The sequence below is a fragment of the Kitasatospora purpeofusca genome, assembly GCF_036010405.1.
Classification (GTDB): domain Bacteria; phylum Actinomycetota; class Actinomycetes; order Streptomycetales; family Streptomycetaceae; genus Kitasatospora; species Kitasatospora purpeofusca.
Genome location: NZ_CP108561.1, coordinates 1,620,339 through 1,636,954, shown reverse-complemented (window position 1 = coordinate 1,636,954; position 16,616 = coordinate 1,620,339). Strand labels below are relative to the sequence as shown.

Genomic DNA, 16,616 nt, shown 5'->3' with positions numbered 1-16,616 from the left:
ACCGTCGGGCCGGGTCCGGCCGTAGGAACGGAGTAGGAGCACCCGAAGTCCAGTCGACGGGGTGGTCCTGTCGACTGGGACTGCATGCGAGGCCGGAGGGGCTGCGGTGAGCACGAGTACGGGTGGGAACGGGGCTCGGGGCGGGGCGGCGGGGATCCAGCTGCCGTCGATGGACTGGGAGATGGAGGAGGAGCCGGCCGGGGCACCGGCGGGTGCCGCCGCCCCGGCCGGAGGAGCGGCCGCGGCTGCCGCGGTGGCCGCCCCGGCGACGGCGGAGGCGCCGACCGAGCAGGTCGCCGTGCCGCAGTACGGGCCGGTCACGCCGGTGGTGACCGCCGCCGCGGTGCCGCCGGTCGCGGTCGTCCCCTCGGCCTCGGCCGGGTTCGGCCCGGGCGAGGAGCCCGGGGCGCCGGTCCCCGTCGGGGTCGAGGGCGCGGACGGCGAGGAGCCGGACGAGACGTCCCGTCGTCCCCGGTTCCGGCGGCCCGCGCTGGTCGCCGCCGCCACGGCGGGCGTGGTGCTGATGGGCCTGCCGTTCCTGATCACCGACGGCGCGGACAAGCAGGGCGACAACCGGGGCGTGAACCGGGCGGACCCCCAGCTGGTCGACGGACCGGAGATCGACGACGTCCAGCCGCCCGCGCCGACCGACCCGCCCACGACCGGGCTCCCGCTCCCGGCGCCCGTCGACGCGCCCGCGACCGGTGACCCCGGCGCGCTCACCGCGCCGCCCGCCGATGGTTCGGGCACCGTCCCCGGGCTCGCCCTCGGCGGCGGAACCGTCGGCGCCCCGGCGGTGCCGGCCGGCCAGCCGGCCGGTACGAACGTCCCGGCGGGCAAGGCACCGCAGAGCGGGACCCAGAACGGCACCGGTGGCACCGGCGGCAGTAGCACCGGTGGCAGCAACAGCAAGACGACGCAGCCCGCTGCGGGCCAGCCCGCCGCGCAGCAGCCCGGTGCCGGTCAGCCCGCGGCCCAGCAGCCGGCCCCTGGTCAGCCGGCTCCGCAGCAGCCGGCCCCGGGCCAGCCCGCTCCGCAGCAGCCGGCGCCCCAGCAGCCCGCCCCGCAGCAGCCGGCGCCGCAACAGCCGCCCGCCACCCAGCCCCCCGTCCAGCCGCCCGCCGCCGCCAAGGCCACCTACAGCGCCATCGGCGGTGGCAACTGCAGCACCGCCTCGGTCACCTACGCCCAGCACGGCTACTGGGAGCAGGGCTCCACCGGCTGGCTCAGCAGCTCGACCGGCGGCTACACCGGTTCGGGCTGCAACGGCAAGTACGTGTCGATGCCGATGTCCGGCTCGGACAGCAAGGACGACAACGACAACTCGGTGGTCTGGACGTTCTCCACCGCGCCGGTCACGTCCGGCAGTTGCACGATCTCCGTCTACGTGCCGAACAACAGCGACTACAAGCTGGTCGGCGGCAAGCCCGCGTACTACACCGTCCAGAACACCCCGAGCTCCGGCGTCATCGGCGACTTCTCGGTCAACCAGACCAGCAGCCGGGGGAACTGGGTGACCAGCAAGGCGTTCACGGTCTCCGGCGGCAAGATCTCGGTGATGCTGCACTCCCGCGGCCTCGACTGGGCCGGTACCGCCACCGACAAGGCGCACATCGCGGCCTCCGCCGTCAGGGCCGACTGCACGGCCTCCTGACCGCGCGGGGGCGGTCCGGACCTCCTCCCGGACCGCCCCCGGCCCCCGCCCCGTCCGACCTTCCCGACCCCGTCCGACCTGTCCGACCCCGTCCGCCCCGCCCGACCCGCCCGACGACGTACTGATGAAGACCCAGGAGAGGACGGCCATGTCGCGCCATGTGCTGACGGTGTGCCCGGAACAGCGGGGCGGCCCGTACCGCACGATCGGCGACGCGCTCGCGGCGGCCCGCAGCGGAGCGGTGATCTCCGTCCGCCCCGGCCGCTACGAGGAGAACCTGGTCATCACCAAGATGGTCACCATCACCGCCGAGGAGCCGCGCGGCAGCGTCCGGATCACCGCCCGGCGGGGCTGCGTCGTCCAGGTGGTGGCCGAGGCCGTCCAGCTCACCGGCCTGGTCGTGCAGGGCCAGGACGAGGAACTCCCCGCCGTCGACGTGCCCCGGGGGCAGGCCGCGATGTCCGACTGCGAGGTGGTCGGCGCCTCCTGGACGGCCGTCCTCACCCGCCAGCAGGGCTCGCTCGCGATGCGCGACTGCCGGGTCACCAACCCGGCCGGCGCCGGCATCGTCGAGACCTCCACCGGCACCAGCGTGATCGAGGACTGCGTCATCGAGCACCTCGGCACCTCCGCCGTGGTGGTCGGCGAGCGGGCCAACCCGCTGCTGCGCAACTGCGTCCTGCGCGACGCCCGGGGCAACGGCATCTGCGCCAACGGCGAGGCCCGCGGCACCTTCGAGGACTGCGAGATCTCCGTCACCGACAAGCCCGCCGTCGCCCTGGAGGAGCGCTCCACGACCCGGCTGGTGCGCACCGCCGTCCGCGACACCGCCATCGGCGTGTACATCAGCTCCGAGGCCCGGGTGGTGCTGGAGGACTGCGTGGTCAGCGCCACCACCGGCCACGGCATCGCGCTGGCCGCCGGCACCGACCCGGAGCTGCGCCGCTGCTCCACCGCCCGCACCGCCGGGCACGGCATCCACATCACCGGCCGTTCGCGCGGCCAGTTCGAGAACTGCGAGGTCGCCGACGCCGAGGGCACCGGCATCTGGGTCGGCGAGCACTCCGGTCCGGTGCTCAAGGGCACCGTGGTGCGCGGCTGCGGCGGGGCCGGCGTCGAGCTGGCCGAGGAGAGCGCCGCCGACATCGACCGGCTGGAGATCCGGGACGTCACCGGCCCCGGCCTGTCGATCGGCGGCGGCGCCAACCCCCGGGTGCGCCACCTGACCGTCACCGGCGCGGGCGCCGACGGCGTCGAGGTGCTGCGGGACGGCCGGGGCCGGCTGGAGGGCGTCGAGGTGACCGACCCCGGGCGGGCCGGACTGCGGATCACCGACGGCGCGGACACCTTCGTCGGCGCCGGGGTGGTGCGCGGCGCCAAGGGCTCCGGCGTGGTGGTCGGCAAGGTCGGCCGGGCCGCGCTGCGGGACTGCGAGGTCAGCGGCTCGGGCGAGGACGGCCTGTCCGTCGAGGACGGCGGCGACCTGACCTGCACCAGGGTCCGCAGTCACGGCAACCGCCGCCACGGCGTGCGGATCGGCGCCGGCGGACGGGCCGCCCTGGCCCAGGTCGACGCGGTGGAGAACATCGGCGACGGGGTGCGCCTCGACTCGGTGGAGGCGGTCCGGCTGACCGGCTGCAAGCTGTCCCGCAACCGGGGCTCCGGCCTGCGGCAGACGGCGCCGAGCGAGCGGCTCGCGGTGGAGCAGCTGACCAGCGAGGAGAACGGCCTGCCGGACGCCCACGGCACCGCCGCGGCCGCCACCGGCAGCCCGCGCGCCGAGGGCTCCGCAGCCTCCGGCCCGGCCGCCGCCGGGACCGGCGCCCCCGAGCCGGGCGGGGAGCCCGGCCGCGCCCCCGCCCCGGCCGCGCCGCCGGGACCGCTGGAGGTGCTGGAGTCGCTGGTCGGCCTGGCCGGCGTCAAGGAGCAGGTCGCCACCCTGGTCAACCTCAACAAGCTGGCCCGCCGCCGGGAACTGGCCGGTATGCCGGCCCTGCCGATGAGCCGCCACCTGGTCTTCGCCGGTCCGCCCGGCACCGGCAAGACCACCGTCGCCCGGCTCTACGGCGCCATCCTGGCCGAGCTGGGCGTGCTGCGCAGCGGGCACCTGACCGAGGTGGCCCGGGCCGACCTGGTCGCCTCGATCATCGGCGGCACCGCGATCAAGACCACCGAGGTGTTCCAGCAGGCTCTCGGCGGCGTGCTGTTCATCGACGAGGCGTACACCCTGTCGGCCGGTTCCGGCGGCTCCGGCCCGGACTTCGGCAGGGAGGCGATCGACACCCTGGTCAAGCTGATGGAGGACCACCGCGAGGACGTGGTGGTGATCGTGGCCGGCTACTCCGCCGAGATCACCGAGTTCCTGGCCTCCAACCCCGGCCTCGCCTCCCGGTTCAGCCGGACCGTCGAGTTCGCCAACTACGAGGTCGACGAGCTGGTCACCATCGTCGAGCGGGCCGCCACGAGCCACGGCTACGAGCTCGCCGCGGGCACCGGCGACGCGCTGACGCTGCTCTTCGAGCGGATGCCGCGCGGCGAGGACTTCGGCAACGGCCGCGCGGCCCGCAAGGTCTTCGAGGAGATGGTCGACCGGCAGGCGACCCGGCTGGCGGAGCAGGCCGAGATCAGCGACCAGGACCTCGCCCTGCTCGTCCCCGGGGACGTCGGCGTCGAACTCGAACCGCCGGCGAAGGAGGCCGACGGCACCGAGCCGCTGGCCGAACTCCAGGCCCTGGTGGGCCTGCCCGCCGCCAAGGAGCAGGTCGAGGACCTGGTGAACCTGATCCGCCAGGTCCGCCGCCGGGAGGAGGCCGGGCTGGCGACCGCCACCATCAGCCACCACCTGGTCTTCGCCGGTCCGCCCGGTACCGGCAAGACCACGGTCGCCCGGCTCTACGGGCGGCTGCTGTCCGAGCTGGGCGTGCTGCCCGGCGGCCAGCTGATCGAGACCGCCCGCTCCGACCTGGTCGGCCGCTACGTCGGCCACACCGCGCAGCTCACCAAGGAGGCCTTCGACCGGGCCCGGGGCGGTGTGCTGTTCGTCGACGAGGCGTACACCCTGACGCCCCGGCACGGCGGCGGCGGGGACTTCGGCCAGGAGGCCGTGGACACCCTGATGAAGCTGATGGAGGACCACCGGGACGAGGTGGTGGTGATCGTGGCCGGCTACGAGGACGAGATGCGGCACTTCCTCTCCTCCAACCCCGGTCTGGCCTCCCGCTTCTCCCGCCAGATCGACTTCGGCCACTACTCCGACGCGGAGATGGTCACCATCGTGCGCAACCACGCGGTCAAGGCCGGGTACGAGTTGGCACCGCACACGCTGGCCGCGCTGGAGCAGCTGTTCGCGGGGGTCGCGCGCGACCGCACCTTCGGCAACGGCCGCTTCGCCCGGCAGACCCTGGAGGGCATGATCACCCGCCAGGCCGGCCGGCTCAGCCGGCTGGACGTCGCCGACCTCTCGGAGCTGAGCCTGCTGCTGCCCGAGGACATCGCCGCGGACCGCACCGGCAGCCCGGTGTGAGCACCGGCCGGGGCCGGCTCGCCCGTCCCGCCGCCGCGGTGGCCTGCGGCCTGGCCGCGCTCGCCGCTCTCGCCCCGGACGCCGCGGCGGGCGCGGTGGCGGGTGCGTCCGGTTCCGGGCCGCTGGCGGCCGGTCCCGCGGCGGCCACCTCGGCGCCGGCCGTCGGGAACGCGGTGCCGGGTACCACCCCGGGTGCTGCCGCCGGGGGTGGTGGCGCCGGTGCCGCTGCCGGCGGGGGTACGGGCACGCAGGCGGCGGAGTTCCCCCCGATGGCGCAGACGCTCTCCGACGTCCGGCAGAACGGGTGCCGCAAGCCGGTCGCCCGCGCCGCGGACCGGCCCAGCTGGTCGCAGGTCTTCCTGCGGCCGGAGGCCGTCTGGCCGCTGAGCCGGGGCGCCGGGGTGACGGTGGCCGTGATCGGTTCCGGGGTGGACGCCGGGGCCGGTTCGGGCTCCGGCGCGCTGGCCGGGCGGCTCACCCTCGGGCCCCGGCTGCACGGGGACGGCGACGCGGGCCGGGACTGCGTCGGCCACGGCACCGCGCTCGCGACCCTGGTGGCCGGCCGGCGGCCCGCCGACGGAGGCCCGTCCGGTGTCGCCCCCGCCGCGAAGGTGCTGGCCGTGGCCGCCACCGACGACGCCGGCAGCACCAACGCCGACCTGCTCGCCCGGGGCATCCGCGCGGCCGCCGACGCCGGTGCCCGGATCGGCCTGGTCGGGGCGCCGATCGCGGAGGCCGCGCCCGCCCTGGCCGACGCGGTCGGCTACGCGACGGCGAAGGGCATGCTGCTGGTCGCCCCGGTCGGGCCGGACAACCAGGCGGTGAACGTTCCGGTCTACCCCGCCGGGTACCCCGGGGTGCTCGCGGTGGCCGCGATCGGCTCGGACGGCGCCCCGGCCGGTGCCGGAGTCTCCGGCACCGGCGGCGGTTCGGCGGGCCAGGCCGGTGGTGCGGCCGCCGCTCTCGGCCCCGGGCGGACCTCGCGGGTGGACGTGACCGCGCCGGGCGAGGGCCTGCTGGCGGCCGGCCCCGGCGGCGGCACCTTCACGGCCACCGGGCCGAGCTACGCCGCCGCACTGGTGGCGGGGACGGCGGCCCTGGTGCTCGGCCGGTCGCCGTCGTTGACGGTCGAGCAGCTCGCCGACCGGCTGCGGTCCACCGCCTACCGGCCCGGTACGGCGCTGCCCGATCCGGCCGTCGGCTGGGGCGCGGTGGACCCGGTGACGGCGGTCGGCGCCCCGGCCGCCGCCGGAGCGGCTGCGGCCGCAGCGCCGACCCCGGCTGCTACCGCCGACCCCGTGGTTGTCCCGCCGCCGCCGGACGGGAGGCCGGTGCGGCTGGCGTCGGCGGTCACCGGGGTGAGCCTGGGCGGCGCGGCGCTGCTCGGCCTGGCGGCTGCCGCCGCGAGGGTCGGCCGCAGGCGGGCGGCCGGGCGGGACGGCCGGGACGGCCGGGACGGGCAGGACGGAGCGGGGACGCCGGCGGCGGAATGACCCGGCGGTGGATCGACCCGTAGGTGGATCGACCCGTCGGCGGGACGCCAACGTCCCGCCAACGCGGGCGGTCGCGGCCGCGTTGGCCGCGCGTTGGCGGGGGCTGTCAGCGTGGCACCGCCCGGGGAGCCGTCCGATCGCGGTGGCCTGCCCCGGTGCACCGAGACAGCGATCGACCCCGGTACCGACCGACCGACGTACCGATGAATGGTGTGAGGGGCTCAACAGCCGTGGCCATCGACGCAACCGCCCTGGCCGGGACGACCTCCGGGGACGCCCCGGTACCCGCCGTGCCCGCCGTGCCCGCCGCGCCCGCCGCGCCCGCCGTCCGGCCCACCCTGGACCAGGACGTCCTCGCCGAGCTCTACCGCCTGCACGGCGGCTACCTGCTGCGCGCGATGCTCCGGGTGACCAGCGGCGACCGGGGCAAGGCGGAGGACATCGTCCAGGAGACCCTGCTGCGCGCCTGGCAGAACCCGGCGGCCGTGCAGCGCGGCCCCGAGCACAGCCGCCCCTGGCTGTTCACGGTGGCGCGCCGGATCGCCATCGACCACTACCGGATGCAGGCCGCCCGCGCCCAGGAGGTCGCCGACGAGACCCCGGAGGACCACGGCGGTGCCCACGACCCCTACGACGAGGTGCTCGTCGCCCAGGACGTGGCGGTGGCGATGGCCGAGCTCCAGCCGCACCACCGGGACGTCCTGGTCCAGTTGCACATGAAGGGCCGGTCGATGGTCGAGGTGGCGCAGGTGCTGGGAGTGCCCGTCGGCACGGTGAAGTCCCGCAGCTTCTACGCGGTCCGCGCGCTGCGGCCGATCCTGGAGGCCCGCGGGATGGCCTGGGCCGGCTGAGCCTCTGACCGGGGGACCGGCTGACCGGCCGGGGTTCCGCCCGCGATCGCTGCCCTTTCGGGAAATCCCGGCCGGTCCGGGCGGACCCGAACCGGAAGGCCGTGAACCGCTTCCGAGCCGCCGTCCGTTGACCATTGTGGCGGCACCGCCACCGGCGCCTGTACCCCCGTTCGGGCGCCGGGTCCGCGGCCGCCCCGGCGTTCGCTCTTGTGGGAGAGCGGACGCCGGGGCGTCGTCGCTCGTGACGCCGTGCCGCGGGCGGTCGGCCGGTCCCCCCCAGAACCGACCGACCGCCCCTCTTCCGTTCCCGGCCGCCGTCCGCCGCCGTTCCGTTCCTGCCGCCGCCCCGGTCTCCCCCCGGGGCGGCGGCATGCTCACCAGCCGAGCAGGTACGCCCCTCGGCGCAGCCCCGCCAGCACCGTGTCCGCCGTGGCCTCGGCCGCGTCCGCCGCCGGGCCACCGGCCTGCGGCGCACCGTCGGCCGCGGCACCCCCGGCCGTGCCCCCGTTGAGCACCACGTAGTGCAGCGCCGCGCCCGTGGCCCGGCTCTCCCGCCGGAAGGCGTCCAGAGCGGTCGGGGCGACCGAGCCTTCCACCACCACCTGGTAGCCGCCCGAGGCGAAGGCGAAGGCCGCCTGGGCGGTGGCCGCCAGCGCGGTCAGGTTCTGCCGCCGCGCCTCCGGCCGGTCCGGGGCGACATAGCCCTGCCGGACCGCCCGCCGGAAGTCCTCCGCGCGCAGGTGGACGCTGGGGAAGAGCGCGTCCGCGACCAGGGGGGCCACCGCGCCGCTCCCGGCGCCGGCGGCCGGGTCGGAGAGGACGACCACGCTGCCCGCCCCCCGTCCGCCTCCGAGCTCCGGCCCACCTACGGTCGTACGGTTCACAGCTGCTGATCCCTTCGCGGGCCTGGGACGGACGGGGCCGGGGCGGGACGGGCGGAACGCACGGGGGCCGGCCGGAGTCGGCACACGAACCGACCGAATCCGGCAAGGCGGACAGCCGACCGCCTCGTCCCTACGAGTGACTGCTGTCGAGGATCAACCTAGTCCACGGCGCGCCCCGGAGTCCTCCCCTCCCCGGACCTCCCGCCGTCCCTCCGCGGGCCCCCCGCCGTCCGTTCGCCTTCCCGCCGCGCCCGCGCGGACCGCTACGCCCGGGCCCGCAGCACGATCGGGTTGGTGAGCGCGGCCATCGGGCCCCAGGGGAGGTCCGGGCCCATCGCGTTGCCCCGGCCCGGGGTCCCGTCGGCCCTCGGGTGCCGGACCTCGGCCCGGACGAACGCGGCGAGCGAGGCCGTCGTCCGCCAGACCACCGTGCCCGCGCCCTCGGCGGGCAGCGACTCCTGGTGCAACTGGCCCTCGTCGGTCAGGAACCGCACCGTGCCGTTCGGCACCCCGGAGACGTCCAGCCGGACGTCCACCGGCGCGTCCGCGGGCACCGCCAGCTCCTCGCCGATCCCGGCCTGCCGGCCGTTCCCGGTCGCCGTGAACTCCAGCCGGACGGCCGCCGATTCGGCCAGCCAGCTGCGGCCGGACCGCAGTCCGTCGAGGATGTCGTCGCGGGAGAGGTCCTCGGCGAGCACCACGGTGTGCGGCGAGCCGATCACCTGCGGGGCGCTGTGCGCGTCGCTGTTGCCGATCGCGGGCAGCCAGGAGCGCCCGTCGCGCAGCGCCACCGCAAGCTGGGCGTCCCAGCCGTCCACGGCCGACTCGTCGTCGTACGTCCACGGGCCGTTCCACACCTCGACGGCGTCGGCGTGCTCGTACCCGAACTTCCACTGGCAGGCGACGTACGGGCAGAACGGGTGGGCCGGGACCACCAGGCCGCCCTGCCGCTTCACCTGGCGGGCGAACCGGGGGAGGGCCTCGTCGCGGGAGCGGTAGCGCCAGTCGACGAACTCGCCCGGGCGCAGGCCCAGCGCGAGCCAGTGGCCGTTGCGGGTGGTGACCTCCTCGCCGGGCAGGATCAGCAGGTCGGGGCCGGCCAGCGGGCCCCAGACGCCGTGGGCGGAGGAGGTGTTGTGGTCGGTGGACACGATGAAGTCCAGCCCGGCCGCGCGCGCCCCGGCGGCCACCTCGGCGGGCTCGCGGCGCCCGTCGGAGTGCACGGTGTGCAGGTGGCAGTCGCCCCGGTACCAGGCCCGGCCGCGCCCCCGGGCGCGCTCCGGCGGGTAGGCGGGGGTGAACGCGCCGCCGGCCGGGCCGAACCGCAGGGTGACGTCGACCCGGTACTCCAGCCCCTGCGGAGCGATCTGGTACGGGCCGAGGACGACGTTCCAGCGGCCCGGGCGGACCGGCCCCGGCAGGTAGCCGGGGGTGGCCCGCTCCCGGCTCACCGCGAACTCGGTCCGGAAGCCGCCCGACCAGCCGCGGAAGCCCCGGCCGCCGAGTTCGGTGCCGCGCTCGTCGAACAGCCCGATGTCGCAGGAGTTGCCCGGAGTGCCGGTCGGCACGGTCGGCCTGTCGTAGCGGTAGGAGACGGCGAGTTCGCGGACGCCGGACGGGACGTCGAAGGGCAGGTACACGAAGTCGGGTGCGCCGGTCGGCAGCTTCCCGGTCAGGGTGATCGTCCGGTCCTGGGGTGCGGCCGGGGCGGCGGCCCCTTGGGACCCTTCGGCCCGGGCGGTGCCCGTGCCCGCCACCACCGCGCCGAGCGCGCCCGCCGCGCCTGCGGCCAGTAGCCCCCGCCGGCCCGGCCGGGCCCTCTCCTCGTGCACGTCGTCCGCCATCGGGTGCCTCCGCTCTCGCCGGGGATGCTCGCGGCCGGTACCTACCCGCTGCCGGCTCGCCGGGGTGAACCCCCGGTGAGCCGGACCCCACCACCGGGTGGTGGCCCCGTGAAGGCGGACCCGGGTTGCGCCGGGGGGTGGGGCGGGCCCTGAATAGGAGGTAGTCAGATCATCTGACAGTCAGGCAGATTCGGAGCGCATTCATGTCACTCAGTCGGCGGACCCTCCTGGTGGCCGCGGCCGGCACTACCCTGGCCGCCTGCGCGCCGACGACGAGCCCCGCGCCGCCCGTCCCGACCGCGCCGCCCGTGCCGACCCTGGAGCCGGTGGCGCCCGTGCCGACCCCGACCGCGACTGCTGCTCCGAGCCCGAGCCCGACCCCTGATGCCCCCGCGCCCGAGGTCCCCGCACCCGAGGTCCCCGCACCGGCCCCCGTCCCCGCCGCTCCCGCCACCGTCCCCACCCGCGCGTCCGTCACCGCCCGCTACGCCGACGCCGCCCCCGCCGCCTGGGGCCTCGACGTCCCCGGAGTGCTCACCACGCTCCCCAGGGCCGCCGCCCCCGCCGTCGCCCTCACCTTCGACGCCTGCGGCGGCCCCGGCGGCTCCGGCTACGACGCCGCCCTCGTGGACACCCTCCGCACCCACGGCGTCCCCGCCACCCTCTTCCTGAACGCCCGCTGGATCGACGCCAACCCCGCGACCTTCGAGAGCCTCGCCGCCGACCCGCTCTTCGAGATCGCCAACCACGGCACCGCCCACCGCCCCCTCTCCGTCACCGGTCGCTCGGCCTACGGCATCGCCGGCACCCGCGACCCCGGCGAGGTCCACGACGAGATCGCGGGCAACCTCGCCAAGCTCACCGCCCTGCTCGGCCGCCCCCCGGCCTTCTTCCGCTCCGGCACCGCCCACTACGACGACGTCGCCACCCGGATCGCCGCCGACCTCGGCCAGCGGATCGCCGGCTTCAGCACCAACGCCGACGGCGGCGCCACCCTCCCCGCCGCCCAGGTCCGCCGGGAACTCCTGGCCGCCGACCCCGGGGGCATCGTGATCGCCCACATGAACCACCCCGGCGGCGGCACCGCCGTCGGCCTCGCCACCGCCCTCCCCACCCTCCTCGCCGCCGGCCGGACCTTCACCCGCCTCTCCGACGCCTTCCGCTGACCCCCTCCGTCGGCCGCGCCGCCCCGGCGCCCGCACCGGAGCCCGGAGCGGCCCCGGCGGCCCCGGCGGCCATGGACACCGGCAGTGCCGCCGCCACCCGGTACCCGGGCCCGTACGGGGCCGCGCTCAGCAGCCCGCCGTACAGCGCCACCCGCTCGCGCAGCCCGAGCAGCCCGTGCCCGGTCGACAGCTCCCGCCGGTCGTCCGGCGGCCGCCCGGCGCCGTCGTCGACCACCTCGATCAGCAGCGCCCGGTCCCAGGTGATCCGGACCACCGCCCTGGTCCCCGGACCGGCGTGCTTGGTGATGTTGGTGGCGGCCTCCTGGACCAGCCGGTAGGCGGTCAGGCTGACGCTGTCGTCGATCCGCAGCGGGGCGCCCCGGGTCTCCACGGAGATCCGGACACCGGCCTTCCGGACGTCCGCCAGCAACCCGTCCAGATCGCCCAGGCCGTGGCTGTACCCGCACTCGACCGCGGCCTCGGAACTGCGGAGCAGCCGCAGCATGTGCCGCAGCTCGGCCATCGTCGAGCGGCCGAGGTCCTCGATGTGCCCGAACGCCTCCCCGCGCGCCGGATCCTCCAGGGCCGTGACCCGGGCCGTCTCGGCCCGCATGACGATCACCGCGACGGCGTTCGCGACGATGTCGTGCAGCTCCCGCGCGATCCGCACCCGCTCCCGGGTGACCCGCAGCCGGGCCTCGGCGACCTCCTGGCGGTGCCGTTCGGCGGCCTCCTCGGCGGCCCGGCTCCACCGGGCGAAGCCCCAGACCACCAGCGTCACCGGGACGTAGAAGGCGAGGTTGGCGACCAGTACGGAGGCGAGCCGCGGGCCCTGGTAGTTGCCGATGGTCTCGGCGATCGCCAGCCCCAGCGGCACCAGGGTGAGGAACAGGGCCGCGTACGCGACCGGCCGTCGGCACTGTGCGGCGACGGTGTAGAGGGCGACCATCAGCCCGAAGCAGGGCACGTAGTCGAGCGCGTTCGCCCACGAGAGCAGATCGGCGCCGGCCGAGACCGCCCAGACGACGCCGAAGACCGCCACCGGCCACCGGCGGCGCACCACCAGGGCGGCGGCCTCGCCCAGGGCGAGCAGGACCATCCACACCTGCTGGTCCCGGCTCGTCCAGGGCGCGAGCACGGTGCCGAAGTAGAACAGCTCCGGGACGACCGCCGCGAGCGCCAGCGCGACGTCCTGCCAGCAGACCGGCGGGGGGAGGCCCGGTCCGGTGTCCCGGGCCTCCCGCGGCCGTTGCGTCGCTGTCGCCGTGATCATCGGGATCACCCCGCGGCCCGGTCAGGCCGCTTCGGTGGCCGGGGCCGCGGACGCCGCGCCGGGGCGCTGGCAGCAGTTGGGGCTGCTGCCGCAGGTGCCGCAGCCGAAGTCCTCGACGCTGGAGTGCACGTACTGCTCGTAGGCCGGGCCGAGCCACCACTCGTCGGTCGGGCCGGGCTTCCGGGCCGGGCGCACCACCCGGAGGCCGAGTTCGGCGTAGACCGCCCACTGGTCGCCGTGGTGGCGGACCAGGAGCTCGGCGACCCGTTCCGGTGTGGAGGTCACCGTGGGGACCTCGAACCGGGTCGGCCAGATCAGCGACAGCAGGGCCGCCGCGGTGCTGATCCCGTCCCCGTGGACCGCCGCCAGGGCGATGCCGGCGACGGGGAGCACCTCGGCGGTGCCGTCGTGCCCCGGCGACCGGGATATTCGGAGGATGTATCTGCGCCACGGGCTCGCGAGCTCCCGGGGCGGATCCGGGACCAGCACGGTCGAGCCGCTGGTCATGAAGCCGTGTGCCAGCAGCTTGCCGGGCACTCCGTCCCGTACCTGGTGGTGCACGGTGACGAGCAGGGCGGGCGCTGCGGTGACGGAGTCATTACTCATGGTTACACCTCGTAACCGTCCCGGCCCGCTCCGATCCTGCGGGCGCTGTACCTCCACCCTCCTCCCACTCCTGTCCCAGGAACATGAGCCCCCGGCCCCAGCCGCGCCCCGACCTCGCCATGCCCTGTCCGGTTGCCGTTCCGACGGTCCTCACCACGCGCCGGCGGAAGTCCTAGCGTCGCGGCGTGACGAAGACGTCGTTCACGACGTACCCGTCCAGTCCGTGCAGCTCGCCGTAGGCGATCAGGTCGCTGCTCCGGTTGATGAACCCGCGTCCCGAATAGTTGAGCGAGGTGTTGCAGAGGACGCTGAACCCGGTGAGTTCGCCGAAGGCGGTCAGCAGTGCACCCATGGCCGGGTTCGCGGCCGGGTCGACGGTCTGGGTGCGGGCCGTTCCGTCGACGTGTGTCACCGCGCGCAGGTCGGCGGACTCGACCCGGCTGAAGTACAGCATGTAGGGGTCGGGGAGGCCGCCGCCGAACCAGCGGCCCGCTTCCTGCTCCAGGCAGATCGGGGCGATGGGGCGGTAGCTCTCGCGCTGTTTGATCCTGTTGAGCCTGGCCGTGGTCTCCTCGGTGAAGGGAGCGGCCAGGATCGACCGGTTCCCGAGGGCGCGGGGGCCGATCTCCCAGCGGCCCCGCGCCCAGCCGATGATCTTCCCGTCGCGGAGGTGGCGGGCGACCTCGCCGTGGTCCAGCGGGCGGATCTCGTAGCGCTGCGGGTCGAACGCGATGTCCTCCACGAATTCGCCGCCCGCGTAGACGTCCCACTCCAGGTCGGCCGACCCGGTGTAGAAGTGCTGGGCGTCGATGGCGGTGCCGATCGCGGAGCCGCTGTCGTTGGGACACGGCGGAACGAAGACCGCGGGGAAGAACCCGCACTCGCGCCAGCGCCGGTTCCACTCGCAGTTGAGCCCGCAGCCCCCGGAGACGAGCAGCGGGATTCCCTCGGTCAGGTACTCCCGGGCGTACGCGTGGAAGCGGTCGAAGATGGCGTCCGAGAGCCGGGCCGCCAGGTTCTTGTACGCGCTCGATTCCACACCGACGTTGTGGAAGGGGGAATCGGTCATCTGGTCCTTCAAGCTTCCGGTGATGACCTCCTTCTGGCCGAGGACGAAGTCGATGACGTCCTGTTCCGCCCGGGTCGCCGGCCGGTTCTCGGCGAATCCGGCCAGGGCCATCTGCTTCCCCGCGTCCTGGAACCGGACGAACTCCTGGTGCGGACTGAACTTCGGGTCGGCGAGCGCGAAGCCGTAGGAGTACTTGTTGCCCGGGTAGTTGAGCACTTCCTTGAGATGGGTCACCTGCCCGTGCCGGTCGATCCGGTAGAACGAGCCGATGTTCCCCTCCCACACCAGGCTGTAGAAGGGCTGGTCCCGGCGGAGTGCCGACATGCCGTAGGACGTCATGATGTGGGAGCGCTCGTGGGTGGACGAGAAGACGCGCACGGCCTTGCCGAAGAACCGGCCGGCCTCGTCCGTGATCGCGGCCGCGCCCACACCGAAGTACCCGGCGCGCGAAGCCTGGTCGGTGCACTGGGTTCCCTTGATCCAGCCGCTCACGGCGACGACGTCGGGCTGCCTGTCCAGCCGGTCCGCCGCCGTCGCGAACAGTTCGGCGGTCGGATTGCTGTAGCGGAGGAACGAGTCCTTCTCGGCTTCCAGGGAGAAGAGCAGTCTGCCGTCGTCGACGGCCGCGATCGCCCCGTCATGGCCTTCCTTGAGGGAAAGAATCAGCATGATGGTCCGTTTCTCGGTGGGTTCCGCGTCCGACGGTTCGGGGCGGGCTCAGGGTCCGGGCGGCCCGGGTGCCGCAGGCGCCGAGAGGGCCTCCACGGCGAGCCGGTGCAACCGCGGGTTGGCGGACAGGGCGCCGGTGCCGTTCCGGGGCGAGGCGCCCAGGAGGTCGGTGCAGAGGCCGCCGGCCTCCTCCACGAGAACCTGTACCGCGGCGATGTCCCAGGGGTTGACGACCGGTTCGGCCGCGATGTCGAGCGTTCCCTCGGCGACCATGCAGTGCTGGAGGAAGTCGCCGAAGGCACGGTCCTCCCAGCAGGCCTCGGCCAGGCGCAGATAGGCCGCACGTGAGTGGAAGACGTCCCAGGTCCGGGTGCTGGTGGTGGAGAGGTACGCCTGGTCGAGGCGGGTGCGGCCGGAGACCCCCAGGCGTACGGGGGTGGTGCCGGCCGGTCCCCGGCGCAGCCAGGCGCCCCGGTCCGCCGCCGCCCACCAGCGGCTGTGCAGGGCGGGGGCGCTGATCACGCCGACGGTGGGGCGGTCGTCCTCCAGCAGGGCGATCAACGTGGCCCAGACCGGTACGCCGCGCAGGAAGTTCTTGGTGCCGTCGATGGGGTCGACCAGCCAGGTGCGCCCGGAGGAGACGGAGCCGCCGGTCTCCTCCCCGGCGAACGCGTCGTGGGGGCGGGCGGAGCGCAGTTCCTCGCGGACGGCCGTCTCGACGGCGGTGTCCGCGTCGGTCACGGGTGTACGGTCCGGCTTCTCCCGGACCCGCAGGTCGAGGGCGTGGAAGCGGCGGACGGTGAGCCCGTCGGCGAGGTCGCCCAGACGGAGGGCCAGTTCGAGGTCGTCCTCCGGCGGCACGGGCGGCGTCACCCGGATCACCTCGTCCGCAGTTCGAGCAGGTGGTACTCCATGACGCCCACTTCCTCGATCCGGCGGACCTTGCGCAGCATGTCGATCCGCAGGCCGGCCTCACCGGCGAGCACGTCGAGCCGTTCACGGTCCCCGAGGTGGGCGGTGCCCAGCAGCAGTCGGCCGCCGTCGGCCAGGTACTCGTGCGCCCCGGCGAGGTAGCGGGCCTGGCCCCGGTAGCCCGGGTCGAAGACGGCGGAGTGGACGTCGCTGGAGAGGGCGAAGCCGTCCTCCACATAGGTCCAGGGCACGTTCCAGAAGATCGTGTCGAAGCGGCTCAGGGGATCGAGTGCCGTGTACATGTCGCTGTGGAGGACGCGGACCCGGTCGCCCACACCGTGCCGCTCGGCGTTGGCGACGGTGTTGGCCACGGCCTTCTCGTTGATGTCCAGTGCGGTGACGGAGGCGCAGCCGCTGAGTGCGGCGGTGACGGCGATGACGCCCGTACCGCAGCCGACCTCCAGGAACGAGCCGTCCCGGGGATAGGGCACCACCGAGGCCATCACCTCGGTGGCGGCGCTCAGCGTGCTGGGCCAGACGCCCCGGTGCAGGGTCCATTCCCGTCCCAGCAGGGTGAAGGTGTCCGGCAGGTCGTCACCGGTGAGAGCGTGCTGCAGGGCCCTCGCCACGTCCTCCGGCGACTCTTCGACAGTCATGCCCACTCCCTCTTCG

General features: G+C 75.2%; 12 protein-coding genes. 5 read left to right on the top strand and 7 right to left on the bottom strand.

Translation table 11 applies throughout. The annotated features are described in order from the left end of the window. Positions 1 to 106: 106 nt before the first annotated feature. The 4 genes from OG715_RS06975 to OG715_RS06960 all read left to right on the top strand — a co-directional run bounded on the left by OG715_RS06975 (position 107) and on the right by OG715_RS06960 (position 7,521). On the top strand, positions 107 to 1,654 hold the full coding sequence (locus OG715_RS06975; RefSeq protein WP_266276403.1) for a carbohydrate-binding protein: 1,548 nt from the start codon (positions 107 to 109) through the stop codon (positions 1,652 to 1,654). 148 nt (positions 1,655 to 1,802) lie between these two features. Beyond that, a complete protein-coding gene (locus OG715_RS06970; protein WP_266277415.1) occupies positions 1,803 to 5,177 on the top strand; it encodes a right-handed parallel beta-helix repeat-containing protein in 3,375 nt (1,124 codons plus the stop codon). Continuing rightward, a complete protein-coding gene (locus tag OG715_RS06965) occupies positions 5,174 to 6,670 on the top strand; it encodes a S8 family serine peptidase (RefSeq protein WP_266276405.1) in 1,497 nt (498 codons plus the stop codon). The genes OG715_RS06970 and OG715_RS06965 overlap by 4 nt, the downstream gene beginning before the upstream one ends. 230 nt (positions 6,671 to 6,900) lie before the next feature. Next, positions 6,901 to 7,521, top strand: coding sequence for a sigma-70 family RNA polymerase sigma factor (locus OG715_RS06960; protein WP_266276407.1), 621 nt, complete (start codon positions 6,901 to 6,903; stop codon positions 7,519 to 7,521). 374 nt (positions 7,522 to 7,895) lie between these two features. Here OG715_RS06960 and OG715_RS06955 read toward each other — a convergent pair whose 3' ends face one another. Both OG715_RS06955 and OG715_RS06950 read right to left on the bottom strand, forming a co-directional pair. Next, on the bottom strand, positions 7,896 to 8,405 hold the full coding sequence (locus tag OG715_RS06955; RefSeq protein WP_266276408.1) for an ATP-binding protein: 510 nt from the start codon (positions 8,403 to 8,405) through the stop codon (positions 7,896 to 7,898). 263 nt (positions 8,406 to 8,668) lie between these two features. Further along, entirely contained in the window at positions 8,669 to 10,249 is a 1,581-nt protein-coding gene (locus tag OG715_RS06950) for a CehA/McbA family metallohydrolase (RefSeq protein WP_266276409.1), read from the bottom strand. A 203-nt stretch (positions 10,250 to 10,452) separates the two neighbouring features. Here OG715_RS06950 and OG715_RS06945 point away from each other — a divergent pair, with 203 nt between their 5' ends. Further along, positions 10,453 to 11,415, top strand: coding sequence for a polysaccharide deacetylase family protein (locus OG715_RS06945; protein ID WP_266276412.1), 963 nt, complete (start codon positions 10,453 to 10,455; stop codon positions 11,413 to 11,415). Here the strand turns inward: OG715_RS06945 and OG715_RS06940 are convergent. The 5 genes from OG715_RS06940 to OG715_RS06920 all read right to left on the bottom strand — a co-directional run bounded on the left by OG715_RS06940 (position 11,387) and on the right by OG715_RS06920 (position 16,600). Beyond that, positions 11,387 to 12,688 carry a sensor histidine kinase gene (locus tag OG715_RS06940; protein WP_266276414.1) on the bottom strand — a complete coding sequence of 434 codons (1,302 nt, stop codon included), beginning with the start codon at positions 12,686 to 12,688 and terminating at the stop codon, positions 11,387 to 11,389. The two genes, OG715_RS06945 and OG715_RS06940, sit on opposite strands and share 29 nt — an antisense overlap. Before the next feature lie 21 nt (positions 12,689 to 12,709). After that, positions 12,710 to 13,294 (bottom strand): hypothetical protein, encoded by a 585-nt coding sequence (locus OG715_RS06935; RefSeq protein WP_266276416.1) that lies wholly within the window; start codon positions 13,292 to 13,294, stop codon positions 12,710 to 12,712. Between the two features lie 172 nt (positions 13,295 to 13,466). Beyond that, positions 13,467 to 15,032: a carbamoyltransferase C-terminal domain-containing protein gene (locus OG715_RS06930; RefSeq protein ID WP_266276417.1), complete on the bottom strand. Its 1,566-nt coding sequence runs from the start codon at positions 15,030 to 15,032 to the stop codon at positions 13,467 to 13,469. Between the two features lie 48 nt (positions 15,033 to 15,080). Beyond that, complete coding sequence (hisN, locus tag OG715_RS06925; RefSeq protein ID WP_266276418.1) at positions 15,081 to 15,905, bottom strand: histidinol-phosphatase; 825 nt, start codon at positions 15,903 to 15,905, stop codon at positions 15,081 to 15,083. Positions 15,906 to 15,910: 5 nt separating this feature from the next. Beyond that, positions 15,911 to 16,600 (bottom strand): methyltransferase, encoded by a 690-nt coding sequence (locus OG715_RS06920; RefSeq protein WP_266276419.1) that lies wholly within the window; start codon positions 16,598 to 16,600, stop codon positions 15,911 to 15,913. Positions 16,601 to 16,616 lie beyond the last annotated feature (16 nt).

Excerpts from the sequence above, each read along its gene's own strand:
- OG715_RS06970 (WP_266277415.1), top strand. The coding sequence starts at position 1,803 with ATGTCGCGCCATGTGCTGACGGTGTGCCCGGAACAGCGGGGCGGCCCG.
- OG715_RS06950 (WP_266276409.1), bottom strand. The coding sequence starts at position 10,249 with ATGGCGGACGACGTGCACGAGGAGAGGGCCCGGCCGGGCCGGCGGGGG.
- OG715_RS06945 (WP_266276412.1), top strand. The coding sequence starts at position 10,453 with ATGTCACTCAGTCGGCGGACCCTCCTGGTGGCCGCGGCCGGCACTACC.
- OG715_RS06940 (WP_266276414.1), bottom strand. The coding sequence starts at position 12,688 with ATGATCACGGCGACAGCGACGCAACGGCCGCGGGAGGCCCGGGACACC.
- OG715_RS06935 (WP_266276416.1), bottom strand. The coding sequence starts at position 13,294 with ATGAGTAATGACTCCGTCACCGCAGCGCCCGCCCTGCTCGTCACCGTG.
- OG715_RS06930 (WP_266276417.1), bottom strand. The coding sequence starts at position 15,032 with ATGCTGATTCTTTCCCTCAAGGAAGGCCATGACGGGGCGATCGCGGCC.
- OG715_RS06920 (WP_266276419.1), bottom strand. The coding sequence starts at position 16,600 with ATGACTGTCGAAGAGTCGCCGGAGGACGTGGCGAGGGCCCTGCAGCAC.